24 protein-coding genes are annotated in these 22,505 nt (G+C 64.6%); 15 read left to right on the forward strand and 9 right to left on the reverse strand.

What is annotated here, in order from left to right:
* Window positions 1-90 precede the first annotated feature (90 nt).
* The 6 genes from A3M1_RS0117295 to A3M1_RS0117320 all read left to right on the forward strand — a co-directional run bounded on the left by A3M1_RS0117295 (window position 91) and on the right by A3M1_RS0117320 (window position 6,242).
* The gene (locus tag A3M1_RS0117295) at window positions 91-2,454 is read left to right on the forward strand and encodes an acetamidase/formamidase family protein (RefSeq protein WP_018390253.1); all 2,364 of its coding nucleotides are present in this window, start codon (window positions 91-93) and stop codon (window positions 2,452-2,454) included.
* A 173-nt stretch (window positions 2,455-2,627) separates the two neighbouring features.
* On the forward strand, window positions 2,628-3,797 hold the full coding sequence (locus tag A3M1_RS0117300; RefSeq protein ID WP_026221366.1) for a PHB depolymerase family esterase: 1,170 nt from the start codon (window positions 2,628-2,630) through the stop codon (window positions 3,795-3,797).
* Window positions 3,798-4,321: 524 nt separating this feature from the next.
* Window positions 4,322-4,624, forward strand: coding sequence for a hypothetical protein (locus tag A3M1_RS0117305; protein ID WP_018390255.1), 303 nt, complete (start codon window positions 4,322-4,324; stop codon window positions 4,622-4,624).
* A 37-nt stretch (window positions 4,625-4,661) separates the two neighbouring features.
* Entirely contained in the window at window positions 4,662-4,904 is a 243-nt protein-coding gene (locus A3M1_RS0117310) for a hypothetical protein (RefSeq protein ID WP_018390256.1), read from the forward strand.
* 100 nt (window positions 4,905-5,004) lie between these two features.
* Window positions 5,005-5,280 carry a DUF1488 family protein gene (locus tag A3M1_RS0117315; RefSeq protein WP_018390257.1) on the forward strand — a complete coding sequence of 92 codons (276 nt, stop codon included), beginning with the start codon at window positions 5,005-5,007 and terminating at the stop codon, window positions 5,278-5,280.
* A gap of 143 nt (window positions 5,281-5,423) precedes the next feature.
* A complete protein-coding gene (locus A3M1_RS0117320; protein ID WP_018390258.1) occupies window positions 5,424-6,242 on the forward strand; it encodes a transglutaminase family protein in 819 nt (272 codons plus the stop codon).
* Between the two features lie 20 nt (window positions 6,243-6,262).
* On the opposite strand, the gene A3M1_RS27095 is transcribed toward A3M1_RS0117320, so the two are convergent.
* Window positions 6,263-6,394 carry a hypothetical protein gene (locus A3M1_RS27095; protein ID WP_018390259.1) on the reverse strand — a complete coding sequence of 44 codons (132 nt, stop codon included), beginning with the start codon at window positions 6,392-6,394 and terminating at the stop codon, window positions 6,263-6,265.
* Between the two features lie 200 nt (window positions 6,395-6,594).
* Complete coding sequence (locus tag A3M1_RS0117330) at window positions 6,595-6,807, reverse strand: cold-shock protein (protein WP_018390260.1); 213 nt, start codon at window positions 6,805-6,807, stop codon at window positions 6,595-6,597.
* 422 nt (window positions 6,808-7,229) lie between these two features.
* Here A3M1_RS0117330 and A3M1_RS0117335 point away from each other — a divergent pair, with 422 nt between their 5' ends.
* The gene (locus A3M1_RS0117335; RefSeq protein ID WP_018390261.1) at window positions 7,230-7,535 is read left to right on the forward strand and encodes an antibiotic biosynthesis monooxygenase; all 306 of its coding nucleotides are present in this window, start codon (window positions 7,230-7,232) and stop codon (window positions 7,533-7,535) included.
* 75 nt (window positions 7,536-7,610) lie between these two features.
* Here A3M1_RS0117335 and A3M1_RS0117340 read toward each other — a convergent pair whose 3' ends face one another.
* Window positions 7,611-8,330 (reverse strand): carbonic anhydrase, encoded by a 720-nt coding sequence (locus tag A3M1_RS0117340; RefSeq protein ID WP_018390262.1) that lies wholly within the window; start codon window positions 8,328-8,330, stop codon window positions 7,611-7,613.
* Between the two features lie 154 nt (window positions 8,331-8,484).
* Here A3M1_RS0117340 and A3M1_RS0117345 point away from each other — a divergent pair, with 154 nt between their 5' ends.
* The 8 genes from A3M1_RS0117345 to A3M1_RS0117380 all read left to right on the forward strand — a co-directional run bounded on the left by A3M1_RS0117345 (window position 8,485) and on the right by A3M1_RS0117380 (window position 17,195).
* Window positions 8,485-9,414 carry a hypothetical protein gene (locus A3M1_RS0117345; protein WP_245261724.1) on the forward strand — a complete coding sequence of 310 codons (930 nt, stop codon included), beginning with the start codon at window positions 8,485-8,487 and terminating at the stop codon, window positions 9,412-9,414.
* Window positions 9,415-9,497: 83 nt separating this feature from the next.
* Window positions 9,498-11,132: a carboxylesterase/lipase family protein gene (locus tag A3M1_RS0117350; RefSeq protein ID WP_018390264.1), complete on the forward strand. Its 1,635-nt coding sequence runs from the start codon at window positions 9,498-9,500 to the stop codon at window positions 11,130-11,132.
* Between the two features lie 154 nt (window positions 11,133-11,286).
* On the forward strand, window positions 11,287-11,715 hold the full coding sequence (locus A3M1_RS0117355; protein WP_018390265.1) for a cytochrome c family protein: 429 nt from the start codon (window positions 11,287-11,289) through the stop codon (window positions 11,713-11,715).
* Window positions 11,716-11,759: 44 nt separating this feature from the next.
* Window positions 11,760-12,722, forward strand: a complete 963-nt coding sequence (locus A3M1_RS0117360; protein ID WP_018390266.1) for a quinoprotein relay system zinc metallohydrolase 2 — start codon at window positions 11,760-11,762, stop codon at window positions 12,720-12,722.
* Window positions 12,723-13,097: 375 nt separating this feature from the next.
* Entirely contained in the window at window positions 13,098-14,903 is a 1,806-nt protein-coding gene (gene xoxF5 / locus A3M1_RS0117365) for a lanthanide-dependent methanol dehydrogenase XoxF5 (protein WP_018390267.1), read from the forward strand.
* A 213-nt stretch (window positions 14,904-15,116) separates the two neighbouring features.
* A complete protein-coding gene (locus A3M1_RS0117370; RefSeq protein ID WP_018390268.1) occupies window positions 15,117-15,704 on the forward strand; it encodes a c-type cytochrome, methanol metabolism-related in 588 nt (195 codons plus the stop codon).
* Between the two features lie 4 nt (window positions 15,705-15,708).
* A complete protein-coding gene (locus A3M1_RS0117375; RefSeq protein WP_018390269.1) occupies window positions 15,709-16,587 on the forward strand; it encodes a substrate-binding domain-containing protein in 879 nt (292 codons plus the stop codon).
* A gap of 17 nt (window positions 16,588-16,604) precedes the next feature.
* Window positions 16,605-17,195, forward strand: a complete 591-nt coding sequence (locus tag A3M1_RS0117380; RefSeq protein WP_018390270.1) for a PQQ-dependent catabolism-associated CXXCW motif protein — start codon at window positions 16,605-16,607, stop codon at window positions 17,193-17,195.
* A gap of 105 nt (window positions 17,196-17,300) precedes the next feature.
* Here the strand turns inward: A3M1_RS0117380 and A3M1_RS0117385 are convergent, their stop codons facing one another.
* The 6 genes from A3M1_RS0117385 to A3M1_RS0117410 all read right to left on the reverse strand — a co-directional run bounded on the left by A3M1_RS0117385 (window position 17,301) and on the right by A3M1_RS0117410 (window position 22,455).
* Window positions 17,301-17,933, reverse strand: a complete 633-nt coding sequence (locus A3M1_RS0117385; protein WP_018390271.1) for a hypothetical protein — start codon at window positions 17,931-17,933, stop codon at window positions 17,301-17,303.
* Window positions 17,934-17,999: 66 nt separating this feature from the next.
* A complete protein-coding gene (locus A3M1_RS0117390; protein ID WP_026221369.1) occupies window positions 18,000-18,854 on the reverse strand; it encodes an ABC transporter permease in 855 nt (284 codons plus the stop codon).
* On the reverse strand, window positions 18,851-19,642 hold the full coding sequence (locus A3M1_RS0117395; RefSeq protein WP_018390273.1) for an ABC transporter ATP-binding protein: 792 nt from the start codon (window positions 19,640-19,642) through the stop codon (window positions 18,851-18,853). The genes A3M1_RS0117390 and A3M1_RS0117395 overlap by 4 nt, the downstream gene beginning before the upstream one ends.
* Before the next feature lie 88 nt (window positions 19,643-19,730).
* Window positions 19,731-20,159: a copper-binding protein gene (locus tag A3M1_RS0117400; RefSeq protein ID WP_018390274.1), complete on the reverse strand. Its 429-nt coding sequence runs from the start codon at window positions 20,157-20,159 to the stop codon at window positions 19,731-19,733.
* 41 nt (window positions 20,160-20,200) lie between these two features.
* Window positions 20,201-21,187 carry a PQQ-dependent catabolism-associated beta-propeller protein gene (locus A3M1_RS0117405; protein WP_018390275.1) on the reverse strand — a complete coding sequence of 329 codons (987 nt, stop codon included), beginning with the start codon at window positions 21,185-21,187 and terminating at the stop codon, window positions 20,201-20,203.
* 26 nt (window positions 21,188-21,213) lie between these two features.
* Window positions 21,214-22,455 carry an ABC transporter substrate-binding protein gene (locus A3M1_RS0117410; RefSeq protein ID WP_018964035.1) on the reverse strand — a complete coding sequence of 414 codons (1,242 nt, stop codon included), beginning with the start codon at window positions 22,453-22,455 and terminating at the stop codon, window positions 21,214-21,216.
* Window positions 22,456-22,505 lie beyond the last annotated feature (50 nt).

Consider the following 22,505-nt stretch of genomic DNA (forward strand, 5'->3'; position numbering starts at 1 on the left):
CGATGGCATGGCCGAGGCACGCTTCTTGCTGGCAAATGGCGCTGCTGGCAGCAAGCCTTGCTGGCAGGAAGCCATGCCGAGGCGCCGCCGATGAACGTTCAACCCTTTACCAGCGAGTCCTATTCGGGCGACGCAGGCGAGGCTGCGTGGCAGGACGTGCTGCGCGGCTTCGGCCTGCAGTCGCAGGGTGCACGGCACGGGTCCCCCGCTCATGCCAGCGCGCTCTCGCGCCTGTCCTCGACAGGTGTTCGGCTCGGCAAATTCTCAGCCGACGCGCAAAGCCTGCGCCCTCTGCCCTCCCGCGCCGGCCTGCCGCTGCTGCTGATGCCGGTGGAGAACAGCACGGTGCTGGTGGCGGGTGACGACCGGCAGATCGTCGCCGCCGGTCAGCTCATCCTTGCGCCGCGCGGAGCGGACTGGCAGTTGCAGTTCCAGCGCGGGCTGCGGGCTGTGGTGCTCTCCGTGCCGGCGGAGGCGTTTCGCGGCCGCAAGGTGCCGCCGCTGGCCGGCGCGCAGCCGCGGGTCTTCGGCGCGGAGGGGCTGCCGGACATTGTGGGCCGCACCGCGCTCGCCACCGCCGAGGCGCTCGATCGGCTCTCTGAAGCGGAATGGGAGGCGGTGGCGCAAAGCGCCGCAGACCTTCTGCTCGCCTTGTCCGGCGAGTTGGTGGCGGCGACCAGCGACCCGTCCTCCAGCCGTGCGGCGCTGCTCCAGCGGCTTTACGCCACCATCGAGCGCAGCATTGGCAGCGAGGACATCTCGATCGCGGATATCGCCAAGGCCGAGGGTATTTCGGAACGCTATGTGCAGAAGCTGTTCGAGGGAACGGGCGAGAGCTTCAGCCACTATCTGCGCGAGCGCCGGCTGCAACGCGCCTGGCACGACCTTGCCAACCCGGCCGAGGCCGCCGTTCCGATCGCCGAGATCGCCTATCGCTGTGGCTTCGCCGATGCCGCCCATTTCAGCCGTCTGTTCCGCGAGCGCTTCGGCCTGCCGCCCCGCGAGTTGCGCCGCCGCGAAGCCGACCGGCAGACGCACAGCGCGGTGGCGAGCGGCCAGCGCGGCTGGCCGCAGGAGGCGCTGGTCCAATTGCGGGCGCGGCAGGCCGCGAGCGGCCCCGTGCGTCGGCCGGCGCCGCGCGGGGATGGGGACGACGCAGGGACACCTGTGCCGGAAGCGCCCGCGCGGCACTATCTTCCGGTCCACGCCCAGCATGTCCACTGGGGCTATTTCAGTCGCTCGCTCGAACCGCTGATCGAGATCGCCTCCGGCGACATCGTCACGGTCGAGACGCTGACCCAGCACGCCTCGGACGATCCCGAGCGCATGATCGAAGGCGATCCCGGCGCGGAAAGCGTGTTCCACTGGACGTCGACCGACAAGACGGTGAACCGGCGCGGCGCCGGCCCTCTCGACGCCTCCGTGTTCGGCCGTGGTGCCGGGGAGGGGTTCGGGGTGCATATCTGTACCGGGCCGATTGCCGTGCACGGGGCGCAGCCGGGCGACGTCCTGGAGGTGCACATTCTCGACATCGAACCCCGCCGCTCGCGCCATCCCGCCCATGCCGGCCGGGTGTTCGGCAGCAGCGTCGCGGCATGGTGGGGCTACCACTACTCCGAACTTCTCAGCGAGCCGCACCCGCGTGAATGCGTGACGATCTATGAGATCGTCACCGATACCGCCGAACCTTATGCCAGGGCCCTGCACTCCTACCGCTGGGAACCGCAGACCGACCCGTCCGGGGTCCAGCATGTGCTCTATGACTATCCCGGCGTGCTCGTTCGGCCCGGCACCGTGACCTTGCAGGCGAAAGTGCTTGAAGGGGTGCGGATTCCACTGCGGCCGCATTTCGGCGTGATCGCGGTAGCGCCGCGCGAGGCCGAACTCGTCGATTCCGTGCCGCCGGCCTATTTCGGCGGCAATCTCGACAATTGGCGGCTCGGCAAGGGGGCAACGGTCTATCTGCCCGTATCGGTTCCCGGCGCCCTGCTCTCCGTCGGCGATCCCCACGCCGCGCAGGGGGATGGTGAGCTTTCTGGCACGGCGATCGAGTGTTCGATGACCGGTACTTTCCGCGTCACCCTGCATAAGAAGGCCGATATTGGTGGCAGCGTGCTTGCCGACCTGACCTATCCGCTGATCGAGACGCCAGAAGACTGGGTGCTGACCGGCTTCAGCCACCCCAACTACCTCGCCGAATTCGGCGCCAGCAGCCAGAGCGAGGTTTATGCCAAATCCTCGCTTGATCTCGCCATGCGCGACGCCTTCCGAAAGATGCGGCGCTTCCTGATGACCACGAAGGCCTTGAGCGAGGATGAAGCGGTGGCGTTGATGTCGGCGGCGGTGGATTTCGGCATCACCCAGGTGGTGGACGGCAATTGGGGCGTCCATGCCATTCTCAGCAAAAGACTTTTTGCGCAGCACGAGCGCGGCGAAAGCGGCCCGGAATGCTGACCGCGGCCCCTCCGTCGGTCGCTTTTTCTGGAATGGTTGCGGATCGGGGGCGTTTCTGGAGTGTCACGCCCCCGCGAGGGTTCTTGTTTTTGTGCAGTGCAGCAACGATCTGGGTGTGGGGGCGTTAGCGTCATGCCGTCCAGCCACTGGGCGCCGCAGCCAGGAGACATCCCTTGCGGACAATGTCGGACACCATCGCCCATCTCGCTGCCCTCGGCGCGCGCCAGGGCAGCCCCTTCCCATTTGGCCACGGGTCAACCAATGCGCCCGGCCGCCTCGCCGCGCTTGCCGATTTTGGTTCGAATCCCGGAGGCTTGCGGGCGCATTACTACCGGCCGGCGGATCTGCCGGAAGGCGCGCCGCTTGTCGTCGTGCTGCATGGCTGCAAGCAGAATGCTGGCGAATATGACCACCGGGCCGGCTGGTCGCAACTGGCCGACCAAGCCGGTTTCGCGCTACTTTATCCCGAGCAACACCACGGCAATAATCCCAATCTGTGCTTCAACTGGTTCCGACCGCGCGATGCGCGGCGCGATTCCGGCGAGGCACTGTCGATCCGCCAGATGATCGCGGCCATGGTCGAGACCCACGGGGTCGATCGTGACCGTGTCTTCGTCACCGGGCTGTCCGCTGGCGGAGCCATGGCCAATGTGATGCTGGCGACCTACCCCGAACTCTTTGCCGGTGGAGCCATCATCGCGGGGCTGGCCTATGGCACCGCCACCACCGTGCCGGAGGCATTCGACTGCATGCGCGGGCAGGGTACGGCGTCGGATGAGGAACTCTGGGCGCTGCTGCGGGAGGCATCGGCCCATGCCGGGCCGTGGCCGCGCGTGGCCATCTGGCAAGGTGCGGCCGATCACACCGTCGCGCCCTCCAATGCCGACGACATCGCCGCGCAATGGCGTAGCGTGCATCATCTCGGTGAGGCGCCGACGCATGAGGAGGTGTCCGGTGGTCGCGCCAGGCGCATCTGGTGCAATGGCGCCGGCGAAGCGGTGATCGAACTGAACACGGTCGCCGCCATGGGCCATGGCACGCCGCTGGGCGAAGATCTTGGTGTCCCGGGTCCCTACATGCTGGATGTCGGCATTTCGTCGACGCGCGAGATCGCCCGCTTCTGGGGCATTGACGCTGCCGAGCAGGCTGCGGCCAAATCGGCGCCGACGTCGAGGAAGAGCCGCCCGGCGGTACCTGCGGTGCCCGCCATCCGCTCTTCGCGCCAGGGCGAACGGACCGGGGACGAGGTGCCGGGCGGCTCGTCGCGGCGGGCCGCCAAGGGAGCTGACGGCGTCAAAGGCATCATCGAACAGGCCCTGCGGGCGGCCGGGCTGATGCGCTAACGCGCTGGTCGATCACGTGAATTAACATTCGGTCGATGGCGGTGATCCGCGATCACGGTGCATTTCTCGCCGCCATGGGCCATCCACGTTGGCGGAAGATGCGCAGGCCATCTTTCGCGTGCTCATCGGATGCCCCACCGTGCGCGGGACGATGAAATCCAGTTGCTGGACCGCCTGGTGATTGTAGTACTTTGTTTTTCCTTGTTTGAATCGCAATTCAAACGTACAATGAAAATTGTCCCTGATTGAACTGACGCGGCAGTGCTGCATATCGGTGGTTCAGGATTTCGAATTTTCGACGGATAGGCAGGTGGTACCGATGCGGTGCCCGTGTTTTCCGGCCTCATAGTGGCATTTGTCCTCCCGCGATCGCCAATTTACTGACGGTCATTGGACAGGCCGACTTTGGGCAAAACCGGCGCGACGTGCGCCTCTTTCCGCATGCCCTATCGCCGCGTCATCAGACCGGCCCGTGGCGACTTTACGGTCGCCCTTCCGCCTTTACAAAAGGACGACACGTCATCATGACCCCCGCAAATTCCGCGTCCCGCCGCGAGCCCTCCGTCCACCGCGATCCGACGATCCATCTCTTCGCGGTCGGGCAGGTTGTGCGGCTGAGGGGCGGGTATGGCGTTTTCACCTCGCGCGTGGGCGACATCTACCGCATCACCGCGACGCTGCCGCCGAGCGGGAATGCGCTGCAATACCGTATCCGCAACGAGCGCGAGCAGTATGAGCGGGTGGCGCCGGAGGACAGCCTGGAGCCGATGCGTGCGGCCGAGCCAGGCGAAGGCGCGGCGCTGGTCGACCGGACCTTCAGCCGCTGAGGTCCTCACGTCCGTTGGCTGGCGGAGACGCGCCGCGATGAAGGTCGTGATCGAATACTACCGGACGCGGGCTCAGGACAGCGCGCATGCGGTCGTCGGCCGCGAAACCGTCGAGGTGCACGACCTGGACGGTGCTATCGAGATGGCGCGGGCTCTGGCCGGTGCGCTCGACATGCCGCAGAGGCCCGACGCCTTGTCCATCGTCGACATGACCGGTCTGGTGATCCTCTCCGGTGCTTTCGACAGTTTCCAATGCCCGGACGAGGAGCCGCCGACGTGACTGAAACGGGCATGAGCATGGAACGGGACGGAAAGGCCGGTGCGGACTGCGGCGGGCATGTCGTCCGCATGGGCTTCGGGCATTCTGAGGGAGCCGTATCGTGACGCTGATCTTCCCCAATCCGAGTCGCAGTTTCGACCGCGCGCGCAGCGCCGTCCGCTTCACCGGCTATGACGGCATGTTCGAGGTGCAGTTTCTCGTCGAAATCGCCGCCCTGGGCAAATCGGCGGCGGAGCTGCGCCCGTCGGACGGGCTGGAAACAACCTGCCTGTCTGCTTTCGATACTCTCCGCAGTTCCATCTATGCCGCTGCCAGCAAGGCCTATTCGGCAGGGCGCCGCGGGCCGCTGACCCTGACCTCCGCCGATATCCGCTGAACTCGCCCAAACCGATCTGCGGAAGCCGTCGCATCGGGCTGTGTGCCGCCTAAACCCAGTCAGGGACGAGGACGTCCGATACGATGGGGGCGTTTCGCGATTGGCGTGTACTCTGCTCCGAACTCTGATTCCGGGAACACTTCATGCTGATCCGCTACGGCTACGAGATGACGCTTACCTGCCCGCAGCCGACCGCGCTAGTTTGTCTCCTCTCGGTGCACGAGGAACGGGGTCCGGACATTCGGGCACCTGAAACCTTCTTCACCACGCCGGACGTGCCGTCATCAACCTATCGCGACCTGTTCGGCAATCGCTGCCGGCGCCTGGTGGCACCGGTCGGCGATCTGATGATCTGGGGTGATGCCACGATCAAGGATGACGGCGAACTTGACCCGGTTCATTTCGAGGCGCGTGAAGTGCCGGTGCCGGAGCTGCCGGACGATTGCCTTGTCTATCTCCTGGGTAGTCGCTACTGCGAAACGGACCTGCTCAGCCAGACGGCCTGGGATCTGTTCGGCGCGCTGCCGCCGGGCTGGGGCCGGGTGCAGGCGATCTGCGACTTCGTCAATGGGCATATACGCTTCGACTACCAGCAGGCGCGTTCGACCCGATCGGCGTTCGACGCCTACAGGGAGCGCGTCGGGGTATGCCGCGACTTCGCCCATCTCGCGGTGGCGTTCTGCCGCTGCCTCAACATTCCCGCCCGCTATGTGAATGGCCATCTCGGCGATATCGGCGTGCCGGTTGTCGATCCGATGGATTTCAGCGCCTGGATCGAGGTGTTCCTGGATGGCGCATGGCACACGTTCGACCCGCGCAACAATGTGCGGCGGATCGGTCGGATCGTCGTCGCACGCGGGCGCGATGCGGCGGACATTCCGCTGATCAACTCCTTCGGGCCGCACGTGCTGAAGTCGTTCCGCGTGTGGACCTACGAGGTCGACGGCGCGCCGCAGATATAGCGATCCGCAGGCGCGACGCTTCAGCCCTTCTTCTTCTTCGGCAAAGTGATCGGCGTGGACAGCCCCTTGGAAAGGCTGGGCGCCGCCGTCTCGGGAGCCTTCACCTTCTTCGGCTTCTTAGCTTCGCGATTGCTGCGTTGTTCCTTGGCCATGACGTTTCCTGTCGGTTCGGTTGAAGGGTGCTGTGGACGAACGAAAAGCCCCGCAACCTCAAGGAGGAGCGGGGCTGACAGGCGCGGTGCGCCTTGTCGCTTCTGCCTTCCCGTCCCGGCCGCCAGTACATCCGTGGTCGACGCGGTAGGAAGAGGGCGATGTCGGCAAGGCCCCGGACGGGGCCGCCAACGTCAAGCCCTCAGGAGAGCGCTTCGAGCTTGTCGGCGGTCATCTTGCCGCTGCGCTGGTCGGTGACGAGCTCGAAGCCCACCTTCTGACCTTCACGCAGATCGCTCATGCCGGCACGTTCCACGGCGCTGATGTGAACGAACGCATCGCTGCCGCCGTCATCAGGGGCAATAAATCCAAAGCCCTTCTGGGCGTTGAACCACTTAACGGTTCCCACGGTCATGGAAAACCCTTTCGTAATTATAGACCTAGCGTTCCCGCAAAGATGCGGGTCGTCGAAATTGCATTTTCAGGGATAAAAAGCCGCGCGACACACATGAATTCATGTATGAAAACTGGGCGCATTCACCGTCTATCGACCAAATCAATATGCGCCGCAAACGGTCATTATTCAAGGGCCTTTACTTTTAAATTTGGAAATCCAATCGAGCCCAGTGTTCTTTCGGATGCGGCGGTGAGTGAATACATCGCGACCTTCGGCGCTGCCGGGAGCCATCGCAAAGCCCGGCCTGCGCATGCGGGGCGCCGCCGGCCGTCGTAGGGACGAGCGCGATCCGCCCGGCTTGTTGCGCCGACATGTTCGTGCTTGTGATCACCGCAGGGGAGCGCTCCGGCGCGCCGTGTCATCAGGCTTGAGGAGCGCGCATGATCATCGAAATTGCCGAACTGCGGATCAAGGCCGGCGAGGAGGCGGCTTTCGAGGGGGGCGTCGCCAAGGCGGTGCCGCTGTTTCAGCGCGCCAAGGGCTGCCATGGCGTCGCCCTGCACCAGGTGATCGAAACGCCCGGCGTCTATCGGCTCGTCGTGCGGTGGGAGACGCTCGACAACCACATGGTGGATTTTCGCAATTCCGAGGATTTCCAGCTGTGGCGCGGACTGGTGGGCGCCACCTTCGCGGCGCCGCCAGTGGTGACGCATGAACGCATGGTCGATCTCGGCCCGTCGATCTGATGGGCGCGCCATTCCTTCAGGCGGCGCCGACAGGCGGGGAGAGGGCGGCCCGGTCGCGCCGGGCCGCGCAAGCCATCAGACGAGGCTGACCTTGCCGGTGGCGAGGTCGTAAAGGCCGCCGACGACCTTCAGTTTACCATTGGCCACGAACTCGGTAATGATCGGTGTCGCCTCCGACAGTTCCCGCACGTTGTAGCGCACATTCTCAATAATCGCTGCGTTCAGCGGATCCTGCGGGTTTTCCTTCAGCGCGATCTCGACGGCAGGCTTGATGCTGTCGATCAGTTCGTCGAGATGGCCTGGCAGGCTGATATTCTCCTTCACGACTTTGATCGTGGCATCGACCGCGCCGCAATTGGTGTGGCCAAGCACCATGATGAGCGGCACGCCGAGGAACTTCACGCCGTATTCAAGGCTGGCGAGCCCGTCAACATTGACGAAATTTCCGGCCACGCGGACGACAAAAAGCTCGCCCGGCCCACGGTCGAAAGCTAGCTCGGGCGCGACCCGCGAATCGGCGCAGCTCACCAGGCCGGCAAAGGGGTACTGGGCTTTGGTGCGCGCGGCTCGTCCGGCGGAAAAATCCTTGTTGGTCGAGGCATTGGATGCGTAGCGTTCGTTGCCGTCCATCAGCCGCTTCAGCGCCTCATCAGGGCTGATGGCGTTCGGCGGCGCCTCTTGCGCCCAAGCGCCGACCGGCAGCGCCACGCCGCCGAGAAACGCGGCCGAGGCGAGACCGAGGCCGGCGGCGAGCGCCATGCGACGGGACGGGGCGAAGGTGTGATCGTTGCACATGGGTGTCTCTCCCTGGGGCGTGTCGTGGGTGAAGAATCCGGCGCGCAGCCGCCAACAGAGGTGCCCCCCTGCTGTGGTACCTCCGCGTTCGATCTAGTTCCAAGTATTTCTACGTAAAGCGGGCAGGCCAGCCCAAACTTTGCAGGTATGCCAGGTGTCAAGACGCGCGCTGGAGCAGGGGGCACACGGACCGACCGCCAGGGCCGCGGCAGGCCTGCCCGACGGTTTCGACGAGCGCGTTGATCGCCTGCTGCGTCATCCCGGCCTGCGCCGCGCCATTGCCGGCTACTGCGGCGGGATGGCCGCCAACCCTGCGGTACGCTGGCCCTATAACAAGCTGTTCGACCAGCTGGGACGTTATCTCGTCTGCTTCATGCTGATCCACAACTACTACCAGTGGCGCGAGCGGGGCGGGGCGTCGCCAACGCTTTCCGCTCTGCAGAAGGTCGCGGGGGCCAGTCCCCGGCAGACCGCCGGCTTCGTAGCGGCGCTCCGGGCCGGGCGGCTTGTCGAGGTGGAGACCGATCCCGCCGATCGGCGCGCCACGCTCCTGCGGCCCTCGCCGGTGGTCATCGCCGAGATCGGCCGGTCGCTACGGCTGTTCGTCGAAGCTCTGGACCAGATCGACCCACCGTCCGACCCGTCGCGCCCGGCCCGCGCCGCCCGGCTGGAGGATGCCGACGCGCTGGGTGAGCTGATCGCACGCTCGGCAGCCTATGTCCTCGCCAACGGAACGCTCCTGCATCCATTCCCCAGCGTGCTGTTCTTCGCCCAGCGCGATTGCGGCTATCCGCTGCTGACGGCGGTGATCGGCAACCATTACGGGAAAACGATCGAGGGAGCCGCGACTCCGGGACCGCTGCGTCGCCGGGAGCTGGCCGACCGCTTTCAGGTGTCGGCTGCCCATATCGGCAGTCTGTTCGCGGAAGCGGAGGCGCGAGGCTGGTTCAGGGTTGCGCCGGGCGGTCACCTTGTCGCTCTCGACGCGGATTTTCTCGCCGAGTTTGAACGGTGGGCCGTCTGGCAGATGGTGCATGTCGCATCGCTGGGGGAGGCGCAGATGGCAAAAGAGTTGCAACTATAGATTTCATAATGCCATCTTAAGGTAGCGTGTTGCTGGCGAGGCGGAGCGGTGCCGCTGGCGCGTGCGAACTGACGGGGGATGTTATGACCAGTTTCTCGCCGGCCAGGCTGGGCGTGCTCGTACTGCTCGCCGCATGGGTGATGAGCGTTCCGGCGCAGGCCGAATCTCAAGTGCCACTGGTTTCTGACCCGGCCGTGGTGATGACGCAGGAAGGCGCGGTGCGCGGCGTCGTTGCCGATGGCGTGCGTGCCTTCAAGGGCATTCCCTATGCCAAGCCACCGACCGGCGCGCGTCGCTTCGCCGTTCCCGAGCCAGCCGAGCCGTGGACCAGCGTGCGCGACGCGACCCGCTATGGCAGTGCCTGCCCACAGCTGGAACGCTATGGCATTCCCGAATCCAGCAGCGACGAGGACTGCCTGTTCGTCAATGTGACAGCACCTCTTCGTGCCGGAGAAACGTCCGCCGCCCCGCGGCCGGTTCTGGTGTGGATCCATGGCGGCGCCTTCGTGGGTGGTTCCAGCGGCCTTTATCCGCTCGACACGCTGGCCAAGGAGGGTGATCTGGTGGTGGTGTCGCTCAACTATCGGCTCGGCGCCTTCGGCTTCACGGCCCATCCCGCCTTCGATGCCGACTATAATGGTGGCTACGGCCTGATGGACCAGCGCGCCGCGCTGGCCTGGGTGAAGCGCAACATTGCGTCCTTTGGTGGGGATCCCGGCAATGTGACGGTGGCGGGTGAATCGGCGGGGGCCGGCTCCGTGTGCATGCACCTGTTGGCACCGGACCAGATGACGGGCCTTTTCGAGCGGGCCATCGTGCTGAGCGCCGGCTGTGCCAGCGCGCTGCCGAGCGTCGGGGAGGGGGAGAAGATCGGGATGGCGATAGCCGCCAAGGTCGGCTGCGCCGATCCGGTGAGCGCTCTGGCGTGCTTGCGGGCGAAGCCGGTCGACGACCTGCTGAAGGCGGCCGCCGACATCGCCGGCGCCAATATCCTGACCTTCACGCCACTCATTGGCGCCAAGACCGTGCCGCTGCCGGGCGCCGAGGCGTTTCCGGCCGGCAAATTCGTCAGGGTGCCGGTGATGAATGGCGGCACTCGCGATGAGCAGCGGCTCTATGTCGGCTATGCCGCGCTGGCCGGCGAGGCGGTCACGGCAGCGAACTACCCGGAGAAGATTGGCGAGGTCTATCACGAGAAGGCGGGCGCGGTGCTCGGCAAATATCCCGCCACCTACTCCTCCTCGCCGCCAGCGACGCTTGGCACCGTGTGGTCGGACTTCCGCAGGGACGTGGGCATCAACAATTGCGCCTATCTTGAAGCCGGCAAGCTGATGGGCGCGTTCGTGCCGGTCTACGAGTTTGTCTTCGCCGATTCGGACGCGCCCCCGGTCACGCCGATCGATCCTGGGTTTGAGATGGGCGCGGTGCATTCATCCGAGCTGCCCTATCTCTTCCCCCATTTCGACAACACGATGAAGCGAGCCGGGCCCGAGCTTAAGCCGGGCTCTCAAAAGCTGGCCGATCTGATGATCGCCTATTGGGCCAGTTTCGCGCGCTCCGGCGCGCCGTCTGCACCCGGTGGAGCGGCCTGGGAGCCGTTCCTCGCCGATGACCGGGTGATGAATCTGGAGCCGGGCAAGTCCGGCCTCTTCGATGCCACCGCCGCGCATCATTGCGCGTTCTGGAAGTCGCTCTACCCGGCCGACCTCACCCGTTGAGGCGCGGCGAGGAGGGGGCTTGCCGCTCCCGCGACGAAATGCGCCGGGCGTTTCATGGCCAGCAGGGCTGGACCTTTCGCCCCCTAGGATCATTCTAAAGGTAGCGCTAACATCCGCGCCTCACCGCAAGCGCCTCGCATAAGGGCGCCGTTCAATGACCATCGCCTGGAAGGACGCCATGAACCGCTTCGTCACAACAGCCGCCCTGCTCGTGCTCGGTACCAGTGCCGCTCTTGCCCAGAGCGCGGACGCCGATCCCGTCAAGGGCGCCAACGTCTTCAAGAAGTGCATGGCGTGCCATGCCATCGGCGAGGGCGCCAAGAACAAGGTCGGGCCCGAGCTGAACGGCATTATCGGCCGCAAGATGGGCGCCGTGGAAGGCTTCAACTATTCCGACACGTTGAAGGAGCACAACGCCAAGGGCGACGTGTGGACGGCAGAAGTCCTCAGCGCCTATCTTGAGAATCCGAAGGGCTACATGCCCGGCGTCAAGATGGTATTCGCTGGCCTGCCGAAGGAAAGCGACCGCGCGAACCTTGAGGCGTATCTCGGCCAGTTCAACCTCGACGGCACCAAGAAATAGCCATCCTGCCTTCCTTTGGGAGGGTGTTGACACAAGGTGCTGCGATGCCGGTCCTGCCGCGACTGGATCGACGTGGCTTGCTCGCTCTCGGCGTCGCGCTGGCGGCCGGGGTCGGGCGAGCGGATGTTGTTCGCGCTGAGGAGCGCGGTGCCGCCGCCTTGCCGCTGGAGGCTGTAGCCGAAGGGGTGCACGTCTTCCGCGCTCCTTATGAGCTGGTCGCTCCGTCCAATGACGGGGCGATCGCCAATATGACGTTGATTGTCGGCGACGAAGCCGCAGCTGTCATCGATACCGGCAATAGCTATCGCGCCGGCGCCCTCATGCGGGCGGCGGTGCGTGGGGTGACCGACAAGCCACTGCGCTATGTCATCAATACCCATATGCATCCCGACCACACGCTGGGTAACGCCGCCTTTGATGGCGAAGGCGTGCGCTTTGTCGCTCACCACAAGATGCCGCGCGCTCTTTCACTCCGGGCCGAGACCTATCTCGCCCAGGTTGAGCGCCTGCTTGGCCCGGAGGCGGGGGGGACGCGAATCGTGCTGCCGGACCTGCTGGTCGAGGATCGTCTGACGCTCGATCTCGGCGGGCGGCCGCTCGAACTGCGGGCTCACCCCACCGCGCACACCGACAACGACCTTACAGTCTTCGATGTGGCGAGCGGCACCTGGGTGATGGGCGACCTGCTGTTTGTCGGCCATATTCCCACCCTCGACGGCAGTCTGATCGGGTGGCTGGACCTGCTCGATCAGCTAGCGGGTCGTGCTGTCCAGCGCGCCGTGCCGGGGCACGGTCCGGCCAGCGTCGCCTGGCCAGAGGCGAGCGACGCCGAGCGGCGTTATCTCGCGGCTCTGCGAAGCGACATGAGCCGGCTGCTGGAGGAAGGGCGTCCGATGAGCGAAGCACCGGCACACGCAGTTGTGTCCGAGCGTGGCGAGTGGGCGCTTTTCGACGAGTTCAACTCCCGGAATGCCATTGCCGCCTATCACGAGCTGGAATGGGAGTAACGTGCTGCGATGCAGCATGGCCTGAGCGGTAAAACTGCCCGGAATTCCGTGATTTCTTCTGGTATAATGTATATTTGTTCGCTCTTGCAGCAAAATCATAATAAGAGCTCTTTCTCATAAGAGTTCTTATTGCCAGTCCGAGGGATTCGGATTAGCGTAATCTCGTCTTCGGCTTCAACGGCAATCGGGAAGAAGTTCCCGGGTCCGGTTCGTAGGCCAGCTTGGGGCGGGACGCCCCCGTGAGATCCGGCTGTTTCTCCCTCCAGCCGGTCGTGACACGCTGTCGAAGACAAAAAGGTCAGACGGCAAACAAGCCGCGGCGGGTCGTCCGTGCATTCGGTCGGTCCCGGAGGATCGTTCACGAGGAGAATAAGCATGCGCAAGTTTCTTGCGACAGCACTGCTGGGTGCTGCGGCGGTCTATGCTTGGCCAGTGTCGGCCAATGATGGACTGGTAAGCATCATCAAGGACCCCAAGCAATGGGGCATCCAGACGGGCGACTACGCCAATACCCGCTACTCCAAGCTCGACCAGATCAATGCCAGCAATGTCGGCAAGATCCAGGTGGCCTGGACCTTCTCGACGGGCGTCCTTCGTGGCCATGAGGGCGGACCGCTCATCATCGGCGACGTCATGTACGTCCACACGCCCTTCCCCAATATCGTCTACGCCCTCGACCTCAACGATGACGGTCGGATCATCTGGAAATACGAGCCAAAGCAGGACCCGAACGTCATTCCGGTGATGTGCTGCGATACGGTCAATCGCGGTCTCGCCTATTCCAACGGCATGGTCTACCTGCACCAGGCCGATACCACCCTTGTCGCGCTTGACGCCAAGACCGGCGAGAAAAAGTGGTCGGTCGTCAATGGCGACCCGAAGAAGGGCGAAACCAACACCGCCACCGTTCTGCCGGTGAAGGACAAGGTCATCGTCGGTATTTCGGGTGGTGAGTTCGGCGTGCGCTGCCATGTCACCGCCTATGACACCAAGACCGGCAAGCAGATCTGGCGCGGCTATTCGATGGGTCCCGACGACGAGATGATCGTCGATCCCGAGAAGACCACCGCGCTCGGCAAGCCGATCGGCAAGGATTCCTCGCTTAAGAGCTGGGAAGGCGATCAGTGGAAGATTGGCGGCGGTTGCACCTGGGGCTGGTATTCCTACGACCCCGAGACCAACCTCGTCTATTACGGCTCGGGCAACCCCTCGACCTGGAACCCCGCGCAGCGTCCCGGCGACAACAAGTGGTCGATGACGGTCTGGGCGCGTGATGCCGACACCGGCATGGCCAAGTGGGTCTACCAGATGACCCCCCATGACGAATGGGACTTCGACGGCGTCAACGAGATGATCCTCACGGATCAGCAGTTCGACGGCAAGCCGCGCAAGCTGCTGACCCATTTCGACCGTAACGGCTTCGGCTACACGCTGGACCGCGTGACGGGCGAACTGCTCGTCGCCGAGAAGTTCGATCCGGTGGTGAACTGGGCCACCAAGGTCGACATGGACAAGAGCAGCCCGACCTATGGTCGTCCGCTGGTCGTTTCCAAGTACTCGACCGCCCAGCAGGGCGAAGACGTTAACACCAAGGGCATCTGCCCGGCGGCGCTCGGTACCAAGGACCAGCAGCCGGCGGCATTCTCGCCCAAGACCAACCTGTTCTACGTGCCCACCAACCATGTCTGCATGGACTACGAGCCCTTCCGCGTCAGCTACACGGCCGGTCAGCCCTATGTCGGCGCCACCCTGTCGATGTATCCCGCGCCGGGCAGCCATGGCGGCATGGGTAACTTCATCGCGTGGGACAACACCAAGGGTAAGATCGTCTGGTCGCTCCCCGAGCCCTTCTCGGTGTGGTCGGGTGCTCTCGCCACCGCCGGCGACATCGTGTTCTACGGCACGCTCGAAGGCTATCTGAAGGCGGTTGACGCCAAGACGGGCAAGCAGCTCTACAAGTTCAAGACCCCGTCGGGCATCATCGGCAACGTCACCACCTATGAGCACAAGGGCAAGCAGTACATCGCCATCCTGTCGGGTGTCGGTGGCTGGGCGGGCATCGGCCTTGCGGCCGGCCTGACCGACCCGAACGCCGGTCTTGGTGCGGTGGGTGGTTATGCCGCCCTGTCCAACTACACCAATCTCGGCGGCCAGCTCACAGTGTTCGCACTGCCGAACTGAGCCAGGGGAAGGCGGGCTTCCACGGAACGCCCGCCTTTTCCGAGACGAATAAGGGGCCTGGCCGCCGGTTCATCCGGTGAGCCGGGCCCCGACGTCTCGGGGTCTATGGCCTTATGAGAATCTTAGAAAAATTCCAAAGCCGCCGAGCGGCGCCTTGGGGCGCCTGCCGACACGCCGGAAACGGCCCTCGCGGCGCCTTGAGGAGACTGCTTCATGAAGAATTCCGTTCGCGGATGGTTTATTTCCGGCATGCTGCCGGCGTCCGCCGGCGCGTCGGCCCTGATCCTCGCCGCTGCCCTGTCCTTCTCTGCCCCGGTCCATGCCCAGCAGCCGGCCCCGGCAGCGACCCCGGCACCTGTCGAGAAGGAGAAGGATGAGCTCGGCAAGTACACGACGGCGGATGGCGATCCGATCTACAACATTGAGGCCGACGGCACGCTCGACTGGTACACCTATTCCGGCTACCGCCGTTACCACGCTGAGTGCCATGTCTGCCATGGTCCCGACGGCATGGGCTCGAGCTATGCCCCGGCGCTCGCCAACTCGCTGAAGACGATGACCTATGCCCAGTTCATGGAGATTGTCGTCAACGGCAAGCAGAATATCGGCGTTGGCACGGCCGACCAGGTGATGCCGGCCTTCGGCGAGAACAAGAATGTCATGTGCTACCTCGACGATATCTACATCTATCTGAAGGCCCGCGCCGACGGTGCCCTCGGCCGCGAGCGTCCCAGCAAGCGCGAGGACAAGACCAAGGCCTACACCGCAAATGAAAACCAGTGCTTCGGACGGCCGAGCTGACGCCATGGCGAACATGGCGCAGCCGGGAAACATCCTTCGCTCGGCGCGCAAGAAGGGGCGGGGCGTCGCGGCATTCGTGACGCTCGCCACCCTTGCCGCCTTTCCCGTCCCGGCGCCGGCACAGGTGGCGGATCTGGTCGACCGTTCGACGCTGCGCGTCTGTGCCGATCCCGCCAACATGCCCTTCACCAACGAGGACGGGCAGGGGTTCGAGAACAAAATCGCCGAACTCATGGCGGCGAAACTCGGGCTGGCGCTGGACTATACGTGGTTTCCGCAGGCCACCGGCTTCTACCGCATGACGCTGGGGGCCAAGCGCTGCGACGTTGTGATGGGCTATGTGGCGGGTGGCGATCCGGTGCTGAACACCAATGCCTATTATCGCTCGGCCTGGGTGCTCATCGCCAAGAAGGACAGTGACCTCGCTGGCATCGACACGCTGGAAGACCCGCGCCTGAAGGGGCGGCGGATCGGCGTCATTGCCGGCACGCCGCCCGGCGACCTGCTCAGCCGCAATGGGCTCATGCCGATGGCACGTCCCTATGCGCTAATGGTGGACCGCCGATTCGAGAGCCCCGCCGAGGCGATGATCGCGGACATCGATTCAGGCGAGATCGACGCCGGCATATTGTGGGGGCCCATTGGCGGCTACTACGCCAAGAAGTCGGAGATCCCGCTTTCGGTCGTGCCGCTGGTGAAGGAAAAGGGTGACCCGGCGTTGGTGTACCGGATCACGTTCGGTATTCGCCCAGGCGAACTGAATTGGAAACACCAGCTCAACGCTTTCATCAAGGAAGAGCAGGGGGCGATCAACCGTATCCTGCTCGACTATGGCGTGCCGCTGCTCGACGGTCAGAACCGCTCGATCGAAGCCGCACCCTGAGCCTGAAGGAGGCGGCGGTGAAAGACGAACGGCCCGATTCATCGCTCGCTCGTCTGGCCTGGCTGGGCATCGCCGGGCTGGCCGCCGTTCTCTACGCCTTTGCACCGACCGCTGGCCGGGGCGAGCAGCCTGTCCCAGAACCGGCGGGCTACCGCATGGAGGAATACCGGGCGCCAACTCCCGCAACGCTGAAGGGCGCCCGGGTGATCGACACCGACGAGGCCGAGCAACTCTGGCGGGCCAAGGCTGCGGTCTTCGTCGACGTAATGCCGCGCGACGTGAAGCCACCCAATCTGCCTCCCGGCACGCTCTGGCGTGACAAGCGGCGTGACCATCTGCCGGGCAGCGTCTGGCTGCCCAATGTCGGCTATGGGGCCCTGACGGCCGCGACCGACGCCTATTTTCGCTCTCATCTGGAGGCGCTGGCCGGGGGAGATCGCGCCGCCGCTCTGGTCATTTACTGTCAGACCGATTGCTGGATGAGCTGGAACGCCGCCAAGCGGGCGATCGAGGAATATGGCTATTCCAATATCGCCTGGTACCCGGCTGGGAGTGATGGTTGGGCCAGGAGCGGCCTGCCGCTGGAGCAGGGCCAGCCCGCTCCCTGAGCCGTCGCCGTCCCTGCGGCGGCCGCCTCGCGATTTGGCCGTCGGCCTCTTCCAGCCACGCGCGACACCCCGGCCGTGCGGCGAGGGTGTCGCGGGCCAGGCGGGTTACTGCATCTTGTCCTGGATGGCGCGCGCGAGAGCGAAGATGCGCTGTTCCAGCAGCACCGGGCTCTCGCACACGGCTGTCATGGATTGCTGGCGGGCGTCGTAGATACGGGTATCCCAGAGCAGCTGCTTCTCCAATTCCAGCGCCTTTGCATTGTCCAATTCGGGCCCGGCGGCCTTCTTGGCCTTGGCGACAGACAGGCTCTCTTCCTTGATCCGCTTGGAGAGCTCGATCTGGTGCTGCGCATAGCGTTCAATGCCGTTCATGATCCGGCTGCGGCGCGCATTGATCTGCTCGAACAGGCCGGCGAACAACAGGGTGAGCCGCTCCTTGCTGTTTGCCCCGAGCGTGCTGGCGAAGGCGTCGATCTGCTTTGTCGCCTCATCGATTGGTGTGCGTTGGGCGGCGAGCACAGGCACCAGTTCGGCGACCTGCCGGTCGTCCTGCCATTTCAGATTGTCGATCGGCGGGCCAGACCACATCTGTCCGGCCGCCAGTTCAGGCACTTTGCGCTGAATGCATGGCCAGAGCCCGCCCGCAGGTGCCGCTGCAAAGCTGGACGCGGAGCCGGTGAGCAGGAGCACGGGAAGGGCGAGGTAAAGGTAGCGCAGGGAAGAGCGGGATGTGGGCATAGGTTTTCCTCGAGATTTTGTCCGGAAGCTCTGCGGCCTCCGTTTCGACTTGGCAGACGCAGCGGCTCATTTCGCACTCTCTGGTCCGCCTCGGCGGGCCATCACGCCAGCGGAAGGATCATAGGCCAATATCGAGGCGGCAAGGAACACCACTGCGCAGCCGGCCACGACCAGCGCCGGAAAGGGTGCGAATTGGCCGTAGAGAGCGAAGCGGATCAGTTCCACGGCATAGGTGAAGGGATTGAGGGTGCAGATCCACCACAGCGCCAGGCTGCTCTCCTGCACGCGCCAGAGCGGATAAAGCGCGGAGGAGGCAAAGAACATCGGGAAGATCACGAAGTTCATCACGCTGGCGAAATTTTCCATCTGCCGAAACAGCGAGGACATCAGCAGCCCCATGGCGCCGAGCATCAGCCCCGTCAGCACAAGCGCCGGTATGACGGTGAAATAGCCGATCGGCGGCAGCTCCACCTCCCAGAACCAGGCGACGGCGAGAAAGGCGTAGACCTGCAGCAGCGAGACGCAGATGCCGGCGATCAGCTTGCACACCAGCAGGTACCAGCGCGGATAGGGGCTCACCAGCAGGATACGCATAGCCCCGACCTCGCGGTCATGGACCATGGAGAGCGAGGACTGCAGCCCGTTGAAGAGCTGGATCATCGCCACCAGCCCGGGCGTCACATAGACCTCGTAGAGCACATAGGTCTCGTAAGGCGGGATGATCGAGACACCCAGCACTGAACGGAAGCCGGCAGCGAAGATGAACAGCCACACAAGCGGGCGCACCAACGCCGACAGGAAGCGGCCGCGCTGGTTGAGAAAGCGCAGCCCCTCGCGCCAGCAGATGCCGGCGAGGACGATGAGATAGCCCGCGAGCGGCAAGCGGAAGCGGGCGGGGGACGGGGGGGAGGGTGCGCTCATGCCGCCGCTTCCCCGGTGTCGTCGACAAGGCGAAGAAAGGCCGCCGAAAGGTCCTCGCCGCCGGTCTGCGCCAGCATACCTTCATAGGTGCCATTGGCGCGGACCCGTCCACGATGCAGCACCACCACCCGGTCTCCGGGAGCAATTTCCTCGATGATATGGGTCGCCCACAGCACGCCAATGCCCTCGTTCACCACCAGCGCGCGGACCTGCGCCACCAGCGCCGCGCGGGAGGCGATGTCGAGCCCCACCGTGGGCTCGTCGAGCAGCAGGAGGCGAGGACGGTGCATGAGCGCCCGCACGATCTCCACCCGCCGCATCTGGCCGCCGGAGAGGTTGCGTACCTTGTCGCGGGCGCGGTCGGCGAGCCCGTCCTGCGCCAGCAGTTCCATCGCCCGCCCGCGCCCGGCGCGAAAGCCGACGCCGTGCAGCGTCGCATGGTAGAGCAGATTGTCGAGCACGGAGAGTTCTAGGTCCAGCGTCCGGGCCTGGAACACCACGCCCAGGCGGCTCAGCGCCGCGGCGGGCTGGCGGCGGACGTCGAAGCCCAGCACATGGATGGCGCCGCTGCGATTGTCGTACAGGCGGGTGATTAGCGAAAACAGCGTCGTCTTGCCCGCGCCGTTCGGGCCGAGAAGGGCGGTGAAGCTGCCGGCCGGAACGTCGAGGCTGACATCATGCAACGCCTTGCGAGCGCCGAAGGCGTGGGTCACGCCGCGCACATCAAGCGCCGACACCCCGGCGTCGGGCGCCAGCAGCGGAGTGATGTCGCGAGACTGGGCCGTCATGGCGTCTCCCGGGCCGAGAGAAGAAAAGTCCCCGGCGCAAGCCGGGGACAGTGTTTCACGAGGAGAAGAAATCACCGAGGACGGGCACTCATTTGACGATGAACTCGCCCTTCATGCCGCGCTCTTCCATACCCTTGCAGTACCACGCAAAGGTGCCCGGGCGGATCGGAACGAAGAACATTTCGGCCTCGCCCTCTTCCTCGAATTCAAGCTCAGTGAGGTGAATGGCCTTGATCTCCATCCCGCCCGCCTCGACCTTGCGCAGGAAGATGCTCTGGAACAGGCCGGGCGACTGCCAGGCGCATTCCTTCTTGCCGGTAGATTTGATCATCAGGCTGTAGGACTTGCCGGTCTCCAACTCATACTTGGTCTGTGAGACGCCGAAGCCGGAATTGCCGGTGCCGACGGTCAGCTCCTCCAGCTCCACAGGCTTCAGCGTGAGGTCGCCCTTGGCATAGGCGAGGCCCGTGAGCGCGAGGGTCGCGGCGGTGGCAGCAAGGATCAGGCGGGTCTTCATGGGTGTTCCTCCGAATGGGCTGATTGATTGATTTTTTGCGGTCACGGCACCACGACCACGCCCCAGGGCGCGCGACCGACGGTGAGGGATTTGGTGACTTTCTGGCTCTCGACATCGATGACCGAAATGTCATTGGAGTTGCCGTTGGTCGAAAGCAGGAACTTCTCGTCGGGCGTGAAGCCGAGCTGCCAGACGCGCTGGCCGACGAGCAGGTAGTCCTCGACTTCGAGCGTCTTGGCGTTGACCACGGCGACGCGGTTGGCGGGGCCGAGGGCGACGAAGGCCTTGGACCCGTCCTTGGTGATCCGAACGCCGACGGGTTGGATGGCATCGTCGGCCACGCCGGGGATCTTGAAGCCGATCTTCTTGATGATCTGCCAGTTGGAGGGGTCGATCACCGCCACCGTGCCGCCGACCTCCGCCGACACCCAGAGCTGCTTGCCGTCCTTGGTGAATTCGGCGATGCGCGGGCGGGAATCGACGAGGATGTTCTCGATGATCTCATTGTTCGAGGTGTCAACCACATGCGCCATGTTGGTCGTCTCGGACGTGTTGACCATGTATTTGCCGTCGGGGCTGATGCCCATGCCTTCCGGCTCGACGCCGACCGGAATCTCGGCGATCAGGTCGTTGTTCTCGACATTGACCACCGTGACCATGTTGTCGTCTTCGTTGGCGATGTAGAGCGGGTTCCCCGAGGGGTGGAGCACAAACAGCTCCGGGTCCGGGCCGGAGCGCAGCGTCTTCACCAGCTTCAGCGTGGCGGCGTCATAGACCTCGACGCGGTTGTCGTCCGAGGCGCAGACATAGATCAGCTTGCCGTCTGGGCTGGCGATGATGCCGCGCGGACGCCGGCCGGTTTTGATGGTGTCGATGACCTTCAGCGTCTCCATGTCGACGACGCTCATCGTGTGGTCGCGCTCGTTGGTCACGAAAGCGCGCGGGCTCGCTTCGGCCGGTAGCGCATCGGCCAGCAGCAGCACCGCGAGGGTCGCCAAGCTGGTGGACAGCAGAATCGGTCGTTTCATCTTTTCCTCCAGGCAATTGTACGATTTTATTTGAGCTTGCAGCGAGACTCGGGACGATCGAAGCCAAGCGTGTCGAGCGGCGAGCTCTGGTGCAGAAAGCCGGCCTGCGGTGAGAGCGTGACCGTGTTAGTGGCATGGGTCAGCAGGATCGGCTGGCGCAGCTGCTGGTCCCAGTCGCGGAAAGTGGCGGCCACGCCCTTGAACACCGGCAGATCGTACTCAGGCGAGAGCATCTGCGCCTTCACCTTCGCCGGGTCGCTGTTGCGCGTCTTGAGGCTGGCCGAGCCGACGGCGAACACGCCCTGCCACATCTGGAAATCCAGCGGCTGCATCAGTCGCTTGGATTGTTTGAAGAACCGGCTTTGCAATTGCGAGGCGCCCCAGTTCTCCATCGTCGGATGCCAGGAAAGCGCCATCAGCCCCTGCGTGCCGGCGATCGGGCGGGGAAGCCAGGTGTTGTAGGGCAGGATATCGCCGAACTCGCCGAGCTCGTCGGCGACGATCAACATGTCGTACTCGCCGACCTGTGTGCCGCGCGGGACTTCGGATTGTGCAGTGGCGCGCGCATCCGGCCCGTAATCCCAGGTCTTTTCGGCGACGATCTTGCCCCCGAACTTCTTGGCCGAGCGCCGGACAGCCTCGGCATAGAGCTTGTCATTGTCGGTGCGTCCGACCATGAGGAACCAGTTCTGCCAGCGCTTGGTGACGAGGAACTGGGCGAGCGCGTCCGTCAGCATGGAGCGGCTCGGGGCGATGTGGAACACATTGGCGCGGCAGTCCTGCTGGCGCAGGCGGTCATCGGTGGCGCCGACATTGATGAAGATGATGTCGCGGTCCTTGTAGGCGTCGGCAATCTTCACCAGCGCATCCGGCGGCACGTCCAGCAGGATGAAACGGTTGCCAGCTTCGATGAGTCTCTCCACCGCCGGAAGCGGGTCGCCATCGGTAGGGACGATTTCGTTCGACAGCTTGTAGTCGAGCTTGAGGAAGCGACCGCTGGTGAGGTTGTCGCGAATGCCAAGCTCGGCGCCGGCGATGCCGAGATCTTCTGGCGGCATCTGCAGCGGCGCGATCCAGGGCGGCGGCTCGGGAATCTGGCGCACCACGCCGATAAGAAAGGTCTGTTCAGGTCCGATCGTCTTTGCCGGCTTGGTCGCCAGCGGCGCCTGCGCCGAGGTGGGGGGCGCGCCATCCTGTGCCCCGGCGGGCACAGACGCGCAGATCATTGCAAAAAGCGTCGCGCCGACGGCGCTTGCCATCCTGGTCATCGGCCTTTCCATCCCGCGGCTTGCTTCATCCGGGACATTGTCCTCGGAAC

The organism is Ancylobacter sp. FA202 (genome assembly GCF_000380205.1).
GTDB lineage: Bacteria > Pseudomonadota > Alphaproteobacteria > Rhizobiales > Xanthobacteraceae > Ancylobacter.